We start from the raw sequence: 17,525 nt of genomic DNA on the forward strand, positions 1-17,525 counted from the left end.
GGGGTACGGGCGTGGTGCGGTGCCGTGGACGGGTACGGCGTGGTGCGGTGCGTGGGGGTGTCAGCGTCGGCGGGAGGTGTCGAAGACCTCGTCGCGGGTGGTGATCAGGGCGCTCTCCAGCGCGCCGCGCAGGACGGGCCGCTCGCGCACTTCGCCGGGGACCAGCCGGGGCCGGGAAGGCGCCAGTTCGGCCAGTTCGTCCTCCAGCAACGCGCGCAACGGTTCGCCGCCGGCCCCGATCGCCGAGCCCGACAGCACCACGATCTCCGGGTCGAGTACGGCGACCAGGGAGGCCAGACCGGTCGCGAGGACGGTGGCGTACGACTGGAGGAAGCGCAGGTACGCGCCCTCGGGCCGGGCGGCGGCCCGCTCCAGCAGCGCGACCCCGACGGCGACCTGCGGGCCGCCCGGCTCCCCGCTCGCGCCGGGCTCCCCGCTCGCGCCGGGCGCCTCGCCGCCGCCCGGGGCGTCCGGCCCGCCCGGGACCTCGATCCCCAGCTCCCGGGCCAGGCGGGGCAGCACCTGCACGCCCGCCAGTTCCTGGTAGCCGCCGGTGTTGGCGCGGGTGACCTGCCGGACCAGGGGGTGGCCGGACACGGGCAGGAAGCCCACCTCGCCCGCGCCGCCGGTCCAGCCGCGGTGCAGCCGGCCGCCGAGCACGAGCGCGGCGCCGAGCCCCTCCTCGTTCCACAGCAGGACGAAGTCCTCGTGGCCGCGGGCCGCGCCGAGCCGCTGCTCGGCGATCGCGGCGAGGTTCACGTCGTTCTCGTACTCGACCGGCATCGGCAGGGCCGCCGCCAGTTCGTCGAGGAGGGTGGGGGAGTGCCAGCCGGGCAGGTGGCCGGCGTAGCGCAACTGGCCGGTCTGCGGGTCGAAGGCGCCCGGCGTCGCGATGACCAGCCGGTGTACGTCCGAGCGCTGGAGCCCGGCGGCCTCGACGGCCCCGGCGAGCGCCTCGGTGACCTGCGCGACGGCGTCGGCGCCCGCCGCGGAGGGGAGTTCGAAGCTGCCGACCACCTCGCCGGTGAGGTCGGCGACGGCCGCGGCGACCCGGCCGGGGGTGACGTCGAGCCCGGCCACGTGGGCGGCGCCCGCGTCGAGGGCGTAGAGCTGGGCGTTGGGGCCGGGACGGCCGCCGTCGGTGCCGGTGGCCACGACCAGCCCGGCGGCCTCCAGCCGGGCCAGCAACTGGGAGGCGGTGGGCTTGGACAGACCGGTCAGATGCCCGATCCGGGTCCGGGACAGCGGTCCGTGCGTCAGCAGGAGCTCCAGCGCGGCGCGGTCGTTCATGGCGCGCAGCAGGCTGGGCGTTCCGGGGGTGGCGGCGGGCATGGGACTGGTTTCTCCCTCACCGAAGCGAACTGTTAGGTAAGTTTCCTATTGCGGTCCGAGGCCTGTCAATGCCGCTGCCCCGCAGGTTGTGACCTGCGGGGCAGCGGAGGGGTGAGAAGGCGCTACGCGACTACTTGGTGATGCGGGGGTTCCCCGGTGCGGCCGGGGGCGGGATCGGGTTGGTGGCCAGCGACTGCACGGAGGTCGGGTTGGCGAGCGCCGACGGCGGCGCGACGGCGGCCGTCGGGTCGGCGGCGCTCTTCTCGTCGTCGTCGGCGGCCGGCAGACCGCCGATGATGCCGATGCCCGCGGCGTCGAAGGCCTCCTTGATCCGCCAGCGCAGTTCCCGCTCCACGGCGAGCTGCTTGCCGGGCATCGTCTTCGCCGACACCTTCACCGTCATCGAGGCCAACAACACCTCGTCCAGGCCCAGCACCTCCACCGGGCCCCACAGCCGCTCGTCCCACGGCGACTCCTTCGCCATGCCGTCGGCGACCTCCTGGATCACCTCGCGCAGGCGGGCGAGGCTCTCCGTCGGCTTGACCTGGATGGCCACCCCCGCCGTGGCCCAGCCCTGGCTGAGGTTGCCGATCCGCTTGATCTCGCCGTTGCGCACGTACCAGATCTCGCCGTTGTCCCCGCGCAGCTTCGTCACGCGCAGCCCGACCTCGACCACCTCGCCCGAGGCCACCCCGGCGTCGATCTTGTCGCCGACGCCGTACTGGTCCTCAAGGATCATGAACACGCCGGACAGGAAGTCCGTCACCAGGTTCCGGGCGCCGAAACCGATCGCCACACCGGCCACCCCCGCACTCGCCAGCAGCGGCGCCAGGTCTATCCGCAGTTGGGCGAGCACCATGAGCACGGCCGTGCCGAGGATCAGGAACGAGGCCACCGAGCGCAGCACCGAACCGATCGCCTCCGAGCGCTGGCGGCGCCGCTCGGCGTTGACCAGCAGCCCGCCCAGCGCCGTCCCCTCGACGGCCTCGGCGCCCCGGTTCATCCGGCTGATCAGCTTGGTCAGCGACTTGCGGATGACCGAGCGCATGGCGAAGGCGATGACCAGGATCAGCAGGATCCGCAGCCCCATCGCCAGCCAATCGGCCCAGTTCTTCTCGATGAAGTCCGCGGCGTTCGTCACGCTCTCGGTCGCGTCACCCGTCGTCGTCGGGATGTCGTCTGCCATCGGTAGCAAAGTGGCGGGCGAGGGCACGGCGGGAAACCTCCAGGCATAGCGGTCCGCCCGAAGGGGGAAAAACGGGCGGCCCCACCACACTAACGGGGGAGCCGCCTTGACCCCGTCGTCGTGTTCGAGGGAGAGACCGGACTCACGCGGGGATGAATCGGGTGTGGTGGAAAACACCTCCGACCCGTTACGAGCGCGTGGTGGCGCTTCGACCAGCCGTAAGGGGAGACTGGAGAGCAGATCGTCCCGGCGCGAGCCACGCGCCGCCGGCGTACAAGGAGGCAGTCCGTGCCGCACGTCCTGGTCCTCAACGCGTCGTACGAGCCCCTCGGCGTCGTACCGCTCCGCCGCGCGCTCGTCCTCGTCCTGGAGAACAAAGCGGTCTCCCTGGAGGAATCCGGCGCCTTTCTGCACAGCGCGACCAGAGCCGTCCCCGCGCCCAGCGTGGTCAGGCTCAAGCGCTTCGTGCGGGTCCCCTACCGGGGGCCCGTTCCACTCACCCGCCGCGCGCTCTTCGCCCGGGACGGCGGCCGCTGCATGTACTGCGGGGCCGTCGCGACGAGCGTCGACCACGTCGTCCCGCGCAGCCGGGGCGGCCAGCACGCCTGGGACAACGTGGTCGCCGCGTGCAGGCGGTGCAACCACGTCAAGGCCGACCGCCACCTGCTGGAACTCGGCTGGCGGCTGCGTCACCAGCCGGCCCCGCCGTCGGGCCTGGCCTGGCGCATCATCGGGACCGGCCACCGCGACCCCCGCTGGATGCCGTACCTGGAGCCGTACGGGGCCGAGGCCGCGCTGGACCGCATCGGGGTGGCCGCCTCGTAGCCGAGCGCCGGCCCGGTCGGGAGAGCCGTACGACCGGGCCGCGCCCTCTCGACGGCGTACGGGGCCGCGCGCGCCCGGCGTGACCGGCGCTGCGCGCGCCGCGCCCCCGACCCGTCCCGGACGTGCCGGGAATGCCCGCCGTCCGACGGGGTAGTGCTGCGGTGTTCGCCGGGCGTGTTACATCGGTCCCACGAACCCGCGCGAAGGAGTGCTTCCATGAAGGCCCGATCCGCCCGCACCGCCGCCGTCCGCCCCCCGACCCCCCGCGCCCTGCCGGCCCTCCTCCGCGGCCAACGCGGCCCGGCGGACGTGCCCCACACGCCGTTGACCAGCGAACCCCCGCTCGACTGCACCGCGTATGCCCCCCTGACCAGCGAACCCCCGCTCACGCACGAGACCGCGCTGACGAGCGAGCCCACCGTGCCCACCCGCGCGGGCGACTGACCCCACCCAGCGATCAGACAGGGACCCACATGGACGACCTCGACCGGCTCGCGGCCCTGCACGGCGTCGCCACCTCCTACCAGCCCGCCGAGGACGTCACCCTGCGGGTGCCGGAGGCCACCGTCGTCGCCGTGCTCGACCGGTTGGGGGTGTCCGCCGGGGACCCGGAGGCCGTACGGGGCGCTCTGGCGGCGGCGGAACGGGCTGCGGCGGACCGGCTGCTGCCGCCCGTCGTCGTCGGTTGGGCGGGCTCGGCCCCGGCCGCGCTGGACGGGCTCCCGCCCGGCACCACCCTGCGCGTCGCCCTGGAAGAGGGCGGCGAACTGCCCTGGGGGCCCGGACTGCCGTTGGGCGTCCACCACCTGACGGCCAGTGCCCCCGACGGCCGCACCGCCACCGCGACCCTGATCCTGGCGCCCGACCGGGCCCCGGCCGCGCCCGACCGCACCGTCCCCGGCCTGCTCGTCCAGCTGTACTCGCTGCTCTCCGCCCGCTCCTGGGGCATGGGCGACCTCGGTGACCTGGCGGCCCTGGCCGACTGGGCGGCCCGCACGCACGGCGCCGAGTTCCTCCAGGTCAACCCGCTGCACGCGGCCGTACCCGGCAACCCGACCGACCCGTCCCCCTACCGGCCGTCCTCACGCCGCTTCCCCGACCCGGTCTACCTGCGCGTCGAGGACGTCCCCGAGTACGCCGGCTGCCCCGACCGGGAGGCCCTCGCGGAGTTGGCCGCCCGGGCCGGAGAGCTGCGCCGCGCGGTCCTGGAGAAGGGCGCGCTCATCGACCGGGACGCGGTGTGGGCGCTCAAGCGCGCCGCCCTGGAACTGCTGTACGCGGTCCCGCGCGAGCCGGCCCGGGACGCCGGGTTCCGCGCGTTCCGGAAGGCGGGCGGCTCCGCGCTGGCCCGGCACGCCACCTGGTTCGCGCTGGTCGAGCGGTACGGCACCGACCCCGCGGCCTGGCCCGAGGGCGCCGAGGACGCGCCGGAGACCGCCCGGGGCGCCGAGTTCCACTGCTGGCTGGCCTGGCTGACCGACGCTCAGCTGACCGCCGCCCAGCGCGCCGCGAAGGACGCGGGCATGACGGTCGGCCTGGTGCACGACCTGGCCGTCGGGGTGCACCCGGAGGGCGCGGACGTCTGGGCCGCGCCGGACACGCACGCCGCGGCGGCCACCGTGGGCGCCCCACCGGACGCCTTCAACGCGCGCGGCCAGGACTGGGGCCTGCCGCCCTGGCGCCCGGACGTGCTCGCCGCCCGCGACTACGCCCCCTTCCGGGCCCTGCTGCGCGGGGTGTTCCGGTACGCGGGCGCACTGCGCATCGACCACGTGATGGGCCTGTTCCGGCTGTGGTGGATCCCGCGCGACACCCCGCCCGCCGAGGGGACGTACGTCTCCTACGACGCGGAGGCGATGCTGGCCGTGCTGGTGCTGGAGGCCCACCGGGCCGGGGCCCTGGTCATCGGCGAGGACCTCGGCACGGTCGAGCCCGGCGTGCGCCGGGCGCTCGCCCGGCGCGGGGTGCTCGGCACGTCCGTGCTGTGGTTCGAACGGGACTGGCAGGGCGACGGGCAGCCGCTGGAGCCGGCGGACTGGCGGGCGGACTGCCTGGCCACCGTCACCACCCACGACCTGCCGCCCACCGCCGCGAAGCTGGCCGGCAGCCACGTCGAACTGCGCGACCGGCTCGGTCTGCTGACCCGGCCCGTGGACACGGAGCGGGCCGAGGACGCCGCCGACACCGCCCAGTGGCTGGCGGTGTTGGACCGGCTGGGTCTGGAGGCGAAGGGCGAGGAGGCTGCCGTACGGGGCCTGTACGCCTTTCTGCTGCGGACGCCGGCTCGGCTGGTCGGCGTGTGGCTGCCCGACGCGGTGGGGGACCGACGCCCGCAGAACCTGCCGGGCACCTGGGACCAGTACCCCAACTGGCGGCTGCCGGTCGCCGACGAGGCGGGCCGGCCGGTCACCCTGGAGGCGTTGATGGCCTCGCCCCGCGCGAACGCCCTGCTGAGCGCCGTGCGCGAGGGTGCGCGCACCCGTACGGCACCCCCGGGCGCGCGCCCCCTTTAGGTGTTCGCTACGTTTGCACCGTGGACAAGAAGAACGCTCTGCGCGCCGGCGCCGTCACGGCCGGAACGACGCTGATGATGCTGCTGATGACGTCTCCCGCCCTCGCGACGATCCGCGACGACGGCGACGACCCGGGTCCGGGCCTGAGCATCGGCGAGACGCTCGGTCTGTACGTGGCCACGCCGATCGCGCTGTTCCTGATCATCGCGGGTCTGGTGATCGTCGGCGACAAGTCGCGCAAGCAGCGTCCGACCGACTGATCCGGCCGCCCCGACCGGGGCGGTCCCATCGGTCATTCGTCAGAACTTCCGGGGCGCCGGGGGTCCGCACACCGAAACGGTGCGCACGGGACCCCCGGCGCTCCGTCGTGCCCTGCCCCGAGGGGCCGGGCCCCGGAGCACCCTTCCCCGGAGCACCCTTCCCCGAGGCGCGGGCCCCGACGGGCCGGGTCAGGGGGCGCCGGCCATCAGCTTGCGCAGCAGCCCGCTGAGCGCCGTCACTTCCTCGTCCGCCAGTCCCGCGAGCGCGGCGCGCTGTACCTCCAGGCCCGCGGCGACGGCCTCGTCGATGAGTTCGAGCCCGCGCTCGGTGATCGTCACCTGGAGCCCGCGGCGGTCGTTCGGGTCGGGGTTGCGGCAGAGCAGCCCGGCCTTCTCCAGCTTGTCCAGCCGCCCCGTCATGCCGCCGCTGGTGAGCATCAGCGTGGCCGAGAGCTGGCGCGGCGAGAGGGTGTAGGGGGCGCCGGACCGGCGGAGCGTGGCGACCACGTCGAACTCGCCGAGGGAGACCCCGTAGCGGTTGTAGGTGCGTTCCATCTCGTCGCTGACGGCCCGGGCGATCCGGTTGATACGGCCGAACACGGCCATCGGGACGGTGTTCAGGTCCGGTCGCACCGCGTGCCACTGGTCGGTGATCGCGTCGACGGCGTCCTTGTTGGCCTCGGTCATGAGCACAGTATCCGGCCTCCCCTTCTTCGATCACCAAAAGTCGCTTGACGAAAAGTAGCTTAGCGCTAAGCTACTTACAAGCAACCTAAGCAGCGGTGTTGCGAGGGGCTTCGCCACCTCATCGCCGCGCCGTCCCCGAGGAGTCGCCGTGAACCGCCTCGCCACCGTCGCCCTGACCGCCCTGGCCCCGATCTCCTGGGGCTCCACGTACGCCGTCGCCACCGAACTACTGCCACCCGACCGGCCGCTGTTCACCGGCGTCATGCGGGCGCTGCCCGCCGGGCTGCTGCTCACCGTCCTCTCCCGCCGGCTCCCCAAGGGCGAGTGGTGGTGGAAGTCCGCCGTCCTGGGGGCGCTCAACATCGGCGCGTTCTTCCCGCTCCTCTTCCTCGCCGCCTACCGACTGCCGGGCGGCGTCGCGGCCGTCCTCGGCAGCGCGGGCCCGCTGTTCGTCGTCGGGCTCGCCGCCCTGGTCCTGGGGGAGCGGGCGAGCCTGCGGACCGTGCTCGCCGCCGTCACCGGCGCGCTGGGCGTCAGCATGGTGGTGCTGACGGCCGCCGCCAAGCTCGACCTCATCGGGATCGTCGCCGGCGTGGTCTCCTCCGCCTCCATGGCCGCCGGCACGGTGCTGACCAAGCGCTGGGGCCGCCCGGACGGGGTGGGACCGCTGGCCATGACCGGCTGGCAGCTCACCGCCGGCGGGCTGATCATCATCCCGATCGCGGCCCTCCTCGAAGGCGCCCCGCCGGCGCTCGACGGCAAGGCGTTCCTCGGCTACGGCTACATGATGCTCATCAACACCGGCACCGCGTACTGGCTCTGGTTCCGCGGCATCGGCAAGCTCTCCGCCACCTCCGTCACCCTGCTCGGCCCGCTGTCCCCGCTCACCGCGGCCGTCATCGGGTGGGCGGCCCTCGGCCAGGCGCTCTCCCCGGTCCAGCTCGTCGGCATGGCCATTGCCTTCGGGGCCACCGTCGCGGGCCAACTCTTCGCCGCCCGCGCCGCCGCCCGCCCCACCGCCGAGGCCGGTGCGTCCGCCCCGCAATCGTTCAGTTCTGCTGAAAAGACCGATCGGAACATTTCGATGGACCTGACGGCTGAGCCGGTGCGACGGTAGCCCTACGCACCGTCGATCGAATCCCGAGGGGGAGACACCCAGTGGCCGTCCTGGACCGCACACCGTCCGCTTCACCCGCCGAGCAGCCGGCCGACGCCGAGCAGCCGGCCGACGCCGAGCAGCCGGCCGACGCCGGGAAGCCCGCCGGTCCGGGGAAGAAGGGCGCCGCCGGGCTCGGGCTGCTCCTGGCCCTCGTGGCGACGGTCGTCTGGTCCGGCAGCTTCGTCGCCACCCGGGGAATGGCCGAGACCGTCCCGCCCGTCCAGGCCGTCTTCTGGCGCTGGGTCATCGCGGCCGTGGCCGTCGCCCCCCTCGCCGCCCGCCAGGCATGGCGGCAACGGGCCCTGATCCGGCGTCACCTGGGCTACATCGCGCTCGCCACCCTCTTCGGCGTCACCCTCTACAACACCCTCGTGCACCAGGCGGGCCTGACCACCTCCGCCTCCAACATGGGCATGATCATGGCGGCCTCGCCGGTCATCATGGCCCTCTACGCCCGCCTCGGCGGCGAACGGCTCGGCCTCCGCCGCGTCCTCGGGATGCTGCTCGCCGCCTTCGGGGTACTCCTCCTGGTCGGGGACGGCTCGCTCGGCTTCGACTTCACCGCTGGCGACCTGTGGATGTTCGCCGCCGCCCTCTCCTTCGCCACCTACAGCGCCCTGCTCAAGCGCAAGCCGGCCGAACTGGGCGGCCTCGCCTTCCTGCTGACCACCTTCGTGCTCGGCGCGCTGATGCTGGCACCCGCCTACGCCGTGTCCATCACCGTCCAGGGCGGCTTCCACCTCACCCCCGGCACCGGCGGCATGCTGCTCTACGTCGGCGTGATGTCCTCCGCCGTCGCCTTCTTCGCCTGGAACAAGGCCATCTCCCTCATCGGCGCCGCCCGCGCCGGCATCGTCTACTACCTCCAGCCGGTCTGCGTCGCCGGCCTCGGGCTGCTGCTGCTGGACGAGCGGACCGGCCCGGCGCAGTTGCTGTGCATGGCGCTGATCCTCGCGGGCGTGGGGCTGGGGAGTGCCCGCCGGTAGGTTCGGGCCCATGACCGAGTGGGACATCAAGAAGCTGCGCATCCTGCGGACCCTGGCCGACCGCGGAACCGTGACCGCGACGGCCGGGGCCCTGCACATGACGCCCTCGGCCGTCTCGCAGCAACTGACCAACCTGGGCCGGCAGCTCGGCGTGCCGTTGCTGGAGGCGCAGGGTCGGCGGGTGCGGCTCACCGACGCCGCCCACCTGGTCCTGCGACACGCCGAGGCCGTCTTCGCCCAGCTCGAACGGGCCGACGCCGAGCTCGCCGGGTACCTGTCCGGCGAGGTGGGGGAGGTGCGGGTCGGGGCCTTCTCCACCGCCGTGCCCGCCCTGGTGGTGCCGGCCGTAGCGGCCCTGCGCCGGACCCGGCCCGGGGTGGAGGTACGGGTCCGGGAGACCGAGGCCGCCGAGTCCTACGCCCTGCTCTCCGCCGGGGACGTCGACCTCGCCCTCTCCCTCGCCGCCCACGCGCCGACCGCCCGCGACCCCCGCTTCACCCGGGTCACGCTGCTGGAGGACCCGCTCGACGTGGCGCTCCCGCCCGACCACCCCCTGGCCGCCGCCCCGACCCTGCGGCTGGCCGACCTCTCGGGGGACCGGTGGATCTACGGGGGCAGTGGCCCCTGGTCGGAGATCACCCGTTCCGCGTGCGAGGCGGCCGGGTTCGTGCCCGAGCAGGCGCACTCGGCGTCGGGCTGGAGCGCGATCCTGGCCATGGTCGGAGCGGGGATGGGGGTGGCCCTCGTACCCCGGATGGTGACCGAACGCGCCTCCGGCATCGCCGTCCGCGTCCTCGCCCACGACCGTCCGGCCCGCCACGTCATCGCGGCCACCCGCAGCGGCGCCGAGTCGGCCCCGGCGCTGGCCCCCGTCCTGGCGGCCCTCCGCGACGCGGCCGCCCTGCGCGGCGCCGGCTCCGGCTCCGCCCCCTAGGGGTTGCCCGACGCATCACGGCCGGGCTCGGACAGGTGTGCCCCGGCCGCCGGGGGCGGACCGGGGCACAGCCGGGCTCAGGACGCGGCGGCCGCGTCCGCCGCCTGGGCCCTGAGGGCACGCTCGACACCCGCGCGCGCCTCCGACACAAGCCGGCGCAGACCCGCGTTCGGCTCGGCCGAGGCCAGCCAGGCGTCCGTCGCCTCCAGCGTCTCGCGGGAGACCTGGAGGGACGGGTAGAGCCCCACCGCGATCTGCTGTGCGATCTCGTGGCTCCGGGTGTCCCAGACCTCCTTGACCACGGCGAAGTACTTCTCCGTGTACGGCGCCAGCAGCTCGCGCTGATCCATCTGGACGAAGCCGCCGATCACCGCCTCCTGCACCGCGTTCGGCAGGTCACCGGACTCCACGACCGAGGCCCACGCCTCCGCCTTGGCCTCCGCCGTCGGGCGCGCCGCCCGGGCGGTGGCCGCGTGGCGCTCGCCTGCCGCCGTGGCGTCCCGCTCCAGCTCGGCCGCGATCGCCTCCTCGCCGGCCACGCCCGTCGCCACCAGGCGCTCCAGGAACGCCCACCGCAGCTCGGTGTCGACGGCCAGGCCCTCGACCCGCTCCGACCCGTCGAGCAGCGCCGACAGGTACGACAGCTGCTCCTCGGTCCGGGCCGTCGCCGCGAAGGCGCGGGCCCACGCCAACTGGTGGTCGCTGCCCGGTTCGGCGCCGCGCAGGTGCTCCAGCGTCGCCTCCGTCCACGTGGCCAGGCCCTGCTCCCGCCACGCCGGGTCGGCGTACAGGTCCACGGCCAGCTTGACCTGGCGGTGCAGCGACTGCACGACGCCGATGTCCGACTCCTTGCCGATGCCCGACAGGACCAGGGCCAGGTAGTCGCGGGTCGCCAGCTCGCCGTCGCGGGTCATGTCCCAGGCCGAGGCCCAGCACAGCGCGCGGGGCAGCGACTCGGTGAAGTCGCCCAGGTGCGCCGTGACGTTCGCCAGCGACACCTCGTCCAGGCGGACCTTCGCGTACGACAGGTCGTCGTCGTTCAGCAGCACCACGGTCGGCCGGGCGCGGCCGACCAGCTCGGGCACCTCCGTCAGACCGCCGTCGATGTCCAGTTCGATCCGGTCGGTGCGGCCCAGCACGCCGTCCCGCAGGTCGTACAGGCCGATGGCGATGCGGTGCGGGCGCAGGACGGGCTCGCCCTTGGCGCCCGCCGGCAGGGCCGGGGCCTCCTGGCGGACGGCGAAGGACGTGATCACGCCCTGGGCGTCCGTCTCGATCTCCGGACGCAGGATGTTGATACCGGCCGTCTCCAGCCACGCCTTCGACCAGGCGGTCAGGTCGCGGCCGGAGGTCTCCTCCAGGGCGCCCAGCAGATCCGACAGGCGCGTGTTCCCGAAGGCGTGCGCCTTGAAGTACGCCTGTACGCCCTTGAAGAAGGCGTCCATGCCGACGTAGGCGACGAGCTGCTTGAGCACCGAGGCGCCCTTGGCGTACGTGATTCCGTCGAAGTTGACCAGGACGTCGTCCAGGTCCCGGATGTCCGCCATGATCGGGTGCGTGGACGGCAGCTGGTCCTGCCGGTACGCCCAGGTCTTCATCGAGTTGGCGAAGGTGGTCCACGCGTGCGGCCACTTCGAGCCCTCGGCGTACGCCTGGCAGGCGATCGAGGTGTAGGTGGCGAACGACTCGTTCAGCCACAGGTCGTTCCACCACTCCATGGTGACCAGGTCGCCGAACCACATGTGCGCCAGCTCGTGCAGGATCGTCTCCGCGCGCACCTCGTACGCCGCGTCCGTCACCTTCGAACGGAAGACGTACTGGTCGCGGATGGTGACCGCGCCCGCGTTCTCCATCGCGCCCGCGTTGAACTCCGGCACGAAGAGCTGGTCGTACTTGGCGAAGGGGTAGTCGTACGCGAACTTCTCCTGGAACCAGTCGAAGCCCTGCCGGGTCACCTCGAAGATCGCGTCCGCGTCGAGGAACTCGGCGAGCGAGGGCCGGCAGTAGATGCCGAGCGGCACGGACTGCCCGTCCTTGCCCTCGTAGGAGCTGTGCACCGCGTGGTACGGCCCGGCGATGAGCGCGGTGATGTACGTCGAGATCCGCGGGGTCGGCTCGAAGCGCCAGACGTTGTCCTTGACGTCCTCCGGCCGGGCCCCCTCCGGAATCTCCCGTGGCGAGTTCGAGACGACCGTCCAGCCCTCGGGCGCCGTCACGGTGAACCGGAAGGTCGCCTTCAGGTCGGGTTGCTCGAAGTTGGCGAAGACCCGCCGCGCGTCCGGCACCTCGAACTGGGTGTAGAGGTACGCCTGCTGGTCGACCGGGTCGACGAACCGGTGCAGGCCCTCGCCCGTGTTGGTGTAGGCGCAGTCCGCGACGACGCGGAGCTCGTTGTCGCCCGCCACCAGGTGCTCCAGCGCGATCCGGGAGTCCCGGAAGACCGCGCTCGCGTCGAGCGCCTCGCCGTTCAGGACGACCTCGTGCACGGCCGGCGCGACGAGGTCGATGAAGGTCCCGGCGCCCGCCTCGGCCGACCGGAAGCGCACGGTGGTCACGGACCGGTAGGTGCCGCCCTCCTGCGCACCGCCGAGATCGAGTTCGATCTCGTACGAGTCGACGGTGAGCAGCTTCGCCCGCTGCTGAGCCTCTTCACGGGTGAGATTCGTGCCTGGCACGCGGTCATCTCCTTCGATGGTGACGTTGCCGCCCCATCCTTCCACGCGCCCCGGGTCACCGCGCCGGAGTAATCCACGGGCGAACAGGGGCGGCCCGCGACCGGCCCCCGACAGGCCGAAGGGCGGCACCGCGGGGGTGCCGCCCTTCGGCGCGTTCGGGTCGGGGCGGATCAGCCCTGGCGCAGCTCCTCGGCGACCAGCTCCGCGATCTGGACCGCGTTCAGCGCGGCGCCCTTGCGCAGGTTGTCGTTCGAGAGGAACAGCGCCAGGCCGTTCTCGACCGTCTCGTCCACCCGGATGCGGCCGACGTACGAGGCGTCCTTGCCGGCCGCCTGGAGCGGGGTCGGGATCTCGGAGAGCTCGACGCCCGGCGCGTCGCCCAGCAGCTCGTAGGCGCGCTGCACGCTCAGCGGACGCGCGAAGCGGACGTTGACCTGGAGCGAGTGGCCGGAGAAGACCGGTACGCGCACACAGGTGCCGGAGACCTTCAGCTCGGGGATCTCCAGGATCTTGCGGGACTCGTTGCGGAGCTTCTGCTCCTCGTCGGTCTCGAAGGAGCCGTCGTCCACGATCGAGCCGGCGAGCGGCACCACGTTGTAGGCGATGGGACGCTTGTAGACGGCCGGCTCGGGGAAGTCCACGGCGCCGCCGTCGAAGGTGAGCTGGTCGGCGGCCTCGGAGACCGCGCACGCCTGGGCCTTGAGCTCGGCGACGCCCGCCAGGCCCGAGCCGGAGACGGCCTGGTAGGTGGTGGCGATCAGCGCGGTCAGGCCGGCCTCGTCGTGCAGCGGGCGCAGGACCGGCATCGCGGCCATGGTGGTGCAGTTCGGGTTGGCGATGATGCCCTTGGGACGGTTCTTGATCGCGTGCGGGTTCACCTCGGAGACGACGAGGGGGACCTCCGGGTCACGACGCCAGGCCGAGGAGTTGTCGATCACGACGGCGCCCTGCGCGGCGACCTTCTCCGCGAGCGCCTTGGACGTGGCGCCACCGGCGGAGAAGAGCACGATGTCCAGGCCGGAGTAGTCGGCCGTGGACGCGTCCTCGATGGTGATCTCGCGGCCCTCCCACTCCAGGGTCGAACCGGCCGACCGGGCCGAGGCGAACAGCCGCAGCTCGTCCACCGGGAACTTCCGCTCGGCGAGGATGCCGCGCATGACTCCGCCGACCTGTCCGGTGGCTCCGACGATTCCGACCCTCACGGTGACTCCCTCATGTGTGCTTCGACGCGGGCGCGCGTAAGGCCATCATGCGTTCGACCCCACGAGCCTTGTCCAATCCATTGTCCGAGGACCGGACGGTGTCCCGGTGAGACACACCCCGGGCGGGCCGGGTACGGGCGTGTCGGCGTCCTTGAGGGGAAGCGTTTTGCCTGGTCAGCGGGGCGTGTCGGCGGCCCGGGGGCGAAACGCCCCGAGGGGCGGCGCTCGGTCGAGCACCGCCCCTCGGGTTTCCCGCGTACCGCTCCGGGTCTATGCCCGGACTACGGCAGGACCTTCTCGATCTGCACGCTGCCGGTGCCCGCGGCGGTGCCGCGGCCGTTCAGCAGCTGGACCTGGCCGAAGAACTGCCGGCCCTCCGGGGCCGCGCTGTTGACCAGGACGTTCGCCGAGACCTGCGCGCTCGCGCCGGTGGCGAGGTTCACCGCGGCGGCCTCGTCGACCTGGACGGAGCCCAGGGCGGCCGAGAAGTACACGTCGCGGTAGTCGTACGTGGTGCTGCCGGACGGGACGGCGTAGCCGATCACCTTGATGCTGTAGGTGCCGGCGGCCGGGTTGAGCAGGCTCACGGCCTCCTCGGAGTCGCCGTCGGCGGAGGAGCCGACCTTGACGCCGTCCTTGTAGACCTCCAGGTCGAGGTCGGCGGCGGCGTCGGAGACCTTGCCGATCGCGACGTCGAGGCGCGAGACGCCCTCGCCGACCGTGACCTCGGTGGTCTGGGTCTCACCGGCGGTGATGGTCGGCTTGGCGACCTTCGCGGAGCCGAGCGGGCCGCCCTTGAGCTTGCCGCCCGTGATGGCCGCGGCGTCGTTCTTGATGGTCCACTGGACGGGCGCCGGGGCGCCCTGCTTGACCTCGGGGAGCACCTTGACCGCGGGGTCGAAGGAAGCGCCGAGGACCGAGACGTCCAGCTTGAACGGGTTGTCGAGCAGCGGCGACGTACGGCGCGACTCGACCTCGATCTCCCAGACGCCCGGGGTCGGGTCGGCGTAGGAGCGCAGGTCGGGGCGGCACTGGTTCGCCGGGTTGTCGTAGTTCGGGTAGCACTGGGTCGTCGCGCTGTCCTCGACGCCCACACCGTACGGGTGGATCGAGATGAAGCGCGTCTGGCTGCCCGCCGCGAGACCGCCGAGGGCGACCTCAAGGGTCTTGGCGCCCTGCGGGACGGTGACGAAGTACGACTTGGTGCTGTTGCGCTGCACCGAAGAGGTCTGCGACAGCGCGAACGAGGGGCTGTTCAGCGGGGTCGAGGCGATGACCGTGGTGAGGATCTGCTTGTCGATGCCCTCGGTGGTCTCGTCGTCCAGCTGAAGGATGCCGCTGTGCACGCCGGCCGTCTTGGCGTTGGCCTCGACCTTGATCGTGACGGGCTTGTTCAGCGGCAGGGTGACGTAGTCGTAGCCGCCGACCACCTTGAAGGTGCCGTCGTTGTTGCGCCAGCTCAGGTTGTGCCGCGTGCCGTACTTGACGCCGGTGGTGCGGGTGACGACGACGTCGTAGACCTTCTTCTGGCCGACCTTGAGACCGCCCTCGCGGTCGTACAGGCCGGTGCCGAAGCCCGGGGTCTTGAGGAACTGGTCGATCGCGGTGTCGACCGGCGCCTTGACGGTGAACTCGTTGGCCTTCGCGCCGCGCTGCAGGGACTCCCACGCGCCGGGGACGTTGATCAGACCGGCGCCCTGGGCGTGCGCCGGGACGTCCGCGATCTTCTTCGCGGTGCTGGTGAGCGCCACGCGCAGGCTCGCCGGGGTCACGGCGATGTGCTGCTGCTTGGCCGCCGACAGGAGCAGGGCGCTCGCGCCCGTCGCCTGCGGCGAGGACATCGAGGTGCCCTGCAGCATGGAGTAACCGGCCGGCAGGTTGTAGCCGGCCTCCTTCACCGGGGAGCCGGGCAGCCAGGTCTGCGTGGTGTTGATGGCCGCGCCGGGGGCGGTGATGGTCGGCGTGAACCCGCCGTCCTCACGCGGACCGCGCGAGGAGAAGGGGAACATGTCGTACTTCTTGGTGACGCCGGAGCCGTAGTTGGCGGCCCAGGTCTCCTTGGAGACCGCCGCGCCCACCGAGACGACCTTGTCCGCGAGGCCGGGGTCGCCGATCGTGTTGACACCGGGGCCCTCGTTGCCGGCCGAGATGACCAGCTGGACGCCGTAGGTGTCGATCAGGTTCTTGTAGAGCTCGGCGCGCGCGTTGTTGCCGTCGTTCAGCGCCGGCAGGCCACCGATGGACATGTTGACGATGTCCACACCGCGGTTGGCGACCAGGTCGATCATGCCCTCGGTCAGTGCGACGTTGGTGCAGCCGCCGGACCAGGAGCAGGCGCGCGAGGAGACGATCTTGGCGCCGGGCGCCTCGCCGTTCATCTTGCCGCCGAACAGGCTGTTGGCGGCGGTGATGCCCGCGACGTGCGTGCCGTGCTCGGACTCGATGATGCCGATGTTGACGAAGTCGGCCTTCTTGCCGACCCAGTCACCACCCAGCGGGTCCATCGGGACGTCCTTGCGGATCTGGATCACGAACGGGACCCGCTCGACGACGTCGGTCGCCGGGTTGTCCGTGCCGAAGTAGCCGATCTGGTAGCCGTCCTTGTACGGCTTCATCGGCTCGTTGTTCGTGAAGTCGTTGTCCTGGTCGGTGTCGACGCGGACGGTGCCGGCGACCGGGTCGTAGAGCATGCCGAACTTGTCGGTCGTGTCCCCGTCGCGGTTGACGTCGCCCTTCTCGTCACCGGTCGCGGTGATCGACTCGCTGAAGCGGCTGAACTGGAAGGAGCCCTCGGGGGCCTTCCAGCTCTGACCGCCGGCGGTGAAGGAGGAGCCGGAGACCGGGGTGATCTGGGGGCGCCAGGTGGCGTCGTTGTCCGTGATCGGGTCGGTCGCGGTCACCCAGTCGACGATCTTGCGCTCGCCCGTGGTGGTCTTCTGCAGCGCCGGGTGACCGAGGTCGACGCCGGAGTCGAGGATGCCGATGGTCACGCCGCGGCCGTCGGCCTGCGGGTTCTGGGCGACGAAGTCCACCGCGCCCGTCTCGAAGGACGGGTTGTACGGGTTCTTCGCGGGGGTGTCCTTGCCCGGGCCGGGGTAGGTCTCGGCCGCGGTCTTCTGGCTCGCGCCCGCGTCCTTGCCCGAGTCCGGCCGCGGGTCCGGCAGCTGGATCTCGTGCTTGAGGTCCATGGCGTGGACCGAGGACAGCTTGCCGGCCGCCTTCAGCGCGGCCTCGGCCTTGCCGGTGGGCAGCGTGGCGCGCACGTAGCCGAGCTTGTCGTTCGTCTGGCCCACCGAAGCGCCCTGGACGGCGCCCAGCTGGTCGGCGACCTGCTTGGTCTGGCCGGGCGCGGTGGCCACCATGACGGTGACGGTCGCGTCACCCTTGGCCTTGGCGTCCTGGAGCAGTTCCGCGTCGGACGAACCGAGCTTCTGGTCCGCGGACTTGACCGCCGCCGGGGCCCCCGGGTCGGTGGCTCCCGTCGCGGCGAAGACGGGCATCGCCCCGGACGCGCAGAGCGCGGCCACCAGGCCGGCGGCCGCCGCGACACGGGCGACGCGCCTGGAGGCCGGTATTGCCCCGGATATGGAGCTGGGGGATTCGAGGGTCATCAGCATCCCTGGCTAAGTGAAAGATACGGTCCGGATTTCGGTGCCGGATGACCGGTCAGCCTTGCGCAAGTGACCACTGTTTGGGGAGACATGTCATTGACCGATACCTGACATGGCGGACTCTCGCCACCGTGGACCATGTGCCAGTGGGGACG

13 protein-coding genes are annotated in these 17,525 nt (G+C 72.6%); 7 read left to right on the plus strand and 6 right to left on the minus strand.

Annotated elements, in window-relative coordinates:
- Window positions 1-60: 60 nt before the first annotated feature.
- The gene (locus ACFVXJ_RS18375; protein WP_389662798.1) at window positions 61-1,332 is read right to left on the minus strand and encodes an ROK family transcriptional regulator; all 1,272 of its coding nucleotides are present in this window, start codon (window positions 1,330-1,332) and stop codon (window positions 61-63) included.
- A gap of 130 nt (window positions 1,333-1,462) precedes the next feature.
- Window positions 1,463-2,518: a mechanosensitive ion channel family protein gene (locus tag ACFVXJ_RS18380; RefSeq protein WP_389662800.1), complete on the minus strand. Its 1,056-nt coding sequence runs from the start codon at window positions 2,516-2,518 to the stop codon at window positions 1,463-1,465.
- A gap of 288 nt (window positions 2,519-2,806) precedes the next feature.
- Between ACFVXJ_RS18380 and ACFVXJ_RS18385 the strand changes: the two genes are divergently transcribed.
- From ACFVXJ_RS18385 to ACFVXJ_RS18400, 4 genes are all read left to right on the plus strand, one after another.
- On the plus strand, window positions 2,807-3,343 hold the full coding sequence (locus tag ACFVXJ_RS18385; RefSeq protein WP_136216423.1) for an HNH endonuclease: 537 nt from the start codon (window positions 2,807-2,809) through the stop codon (window positions 3,341-3,343).
- 216 nt (window positions 3,344-3,559) lie between these two features.
- Complete coding sequence (locus ACFVXJ_RS18390; RefSeq protein ID WP_389662802.1) at window positions 3,560-3,787, plus strand: hypothetical protein; 228 nt, start codon at window positions 3,560-3,562, stop codon at window positions 3,785-3,787.
- 29 nt (window positions 3,788-3,816) lie between these two features.
- Window positions 3,817-5,856, plus strand: coding sequence for a 4-alpha-glucanotransferase (gene malQ, locus ACFVXJ_RS18395; protein WP_389662804.1), 2,040 nt, complete (start codon window positions 3,817-3,819; stop codon window positions 5,854-5,856).
- A gap of 20 nt (window positions 5,857-5,876) precedes the next feature.
- The gene (locus ACFVXJ_RS18400; protein WP_361311072.1) at window positions 5,877-6,116 is read left to right on the plus strand and encodes a hypothetical protein; all 240 of its coding nucleotides are present in this window, start codon (window positions 5,877-5,879) and stop codon (window positions 6,114-6,116) included.
- Window positions 6,117-6,305: 189 nt separating this feature from the next.
- On the opposite strand, the gene ACFVXJ_RS18405 is transcribed toward ACFVXJ_RS18400, so the two are convergent.
- Window positions 6,306-6,803, minus strand: coding sequence for a MarR family winged helix-turn-helix transcriptional regulator (locus ACFVXJ_RS18405; protein WP_389662806.1), 498 nt, complete (start codon window positions 6,801-6,803; stop codon window positions 6,306-6,308).
- A 148-nt stretch (window positions 6,804-6,951) separates the two neighbouring features.
- On the opposite strand from ACFVXJ_RS18405, the gene ACFVXJ_RS18410 reads away from it, so the two are divergent.
- The 3 genes from ACFVXJ_RS18410 (at window position 6,952) to ACFVXJ_RS18420 (ending at window position 9,882) form a co-directional block, all read left to right on the plus strand.
- Window positions 6,952-7,920: an EamA family transporter gene (locus ACFVXJ_RS18410; protein ID WP_389662808.1), complete on the plus strand. Its 969-nt coding sequence runs from the start codon at window positions 6,952-6,954 to the stop codon at window positions 7,918-7,920.
- Window positions 7,921-8,099: 179 nt separating this feature from the next.
- On the plus strand, window positions 8,100-8,948 hold the full coding sequence (locus tag ACFVXJ_RS18415) for a DMT family transporter (protein WP_389662875.1): 849 nt from the start codon (window positions 8,100-8,102) through the stop codon (window positions 8,946-8,948).
- Window positions 8,949-8,958: 10 nt separating this feature from the next.
- Window positions 8,959-9,882 (plus strand): LysR family transcriptional regulator, encoded by a 924-nt coding sequence (locus tag ACFVXJ_RS18420; RefSeq protein ID WP_389662809.1) that lies wholly within the window; start codon window positions 8,959-8,961, stop codon window positions 9,880-9,882.
- 77 nt (window positions 9,883-9,959) lie between these two features.
- Here ACFVXJ_RS18420 and pepN read toward each other — a convergent pair whose 3' ends face one another.
- The 3 genes from pepN to ACFVXJ_RS18435 form a co-directional block, all read right to left on the minus strand.
- Window positions 9,960-12,557 carry an aminopeptidase N gene (pepN, locus tag ACFVXJ_RS18425; protein WP_389662811.1) on the minus strand — a complete coding sequence of 866 codons (2,598 nt, stop codon included), beginning with the start codon at window positions 12,555-12,557 and terminating at the stop codon, window positions 9,960-9,962.
- Between the two features lie 170 nt (window positions 12,558-12,727).
- Window positions 12,728-13,759 carry an aspartate-semialdehyde dehydrogenase gene (locus tag ACFVXJ_RS18430; protein ID WP_389662813.1) on the minus strand — a complete coding sequence of 344 codons (1,032 nt, stop codon included), beginning with the start codon at window positions 13,757-13,759 and terminating at the stop codon, window positions 12,728-12,730.
- Window positions 13,760-14,040: 281 nt separating this feature from the next.
- Complete coding sequence (locus ACFVXJ_RS18435) at window positions 14,041-17,370, minus strand: S8 family serine peptidase (RefSeq protein ID WP_389662814.1); 3,330 nt, start codon at window positions 17,368-17,370, stop codon at window positions 14,041-14,043.
- Window positions 17,371-17,525 lie beyond the last annotated feature (155 nt).

Origin of the sequence: Streptomyces sp. NPDC058279, assembly GCF_042881255.1 — a bacterium.
Taxonomy (GTDB): Bacteria; Actinomycetota; Actinomycetes; order Streptomycetales; family Streptomycetaceae; genus Streptomyces.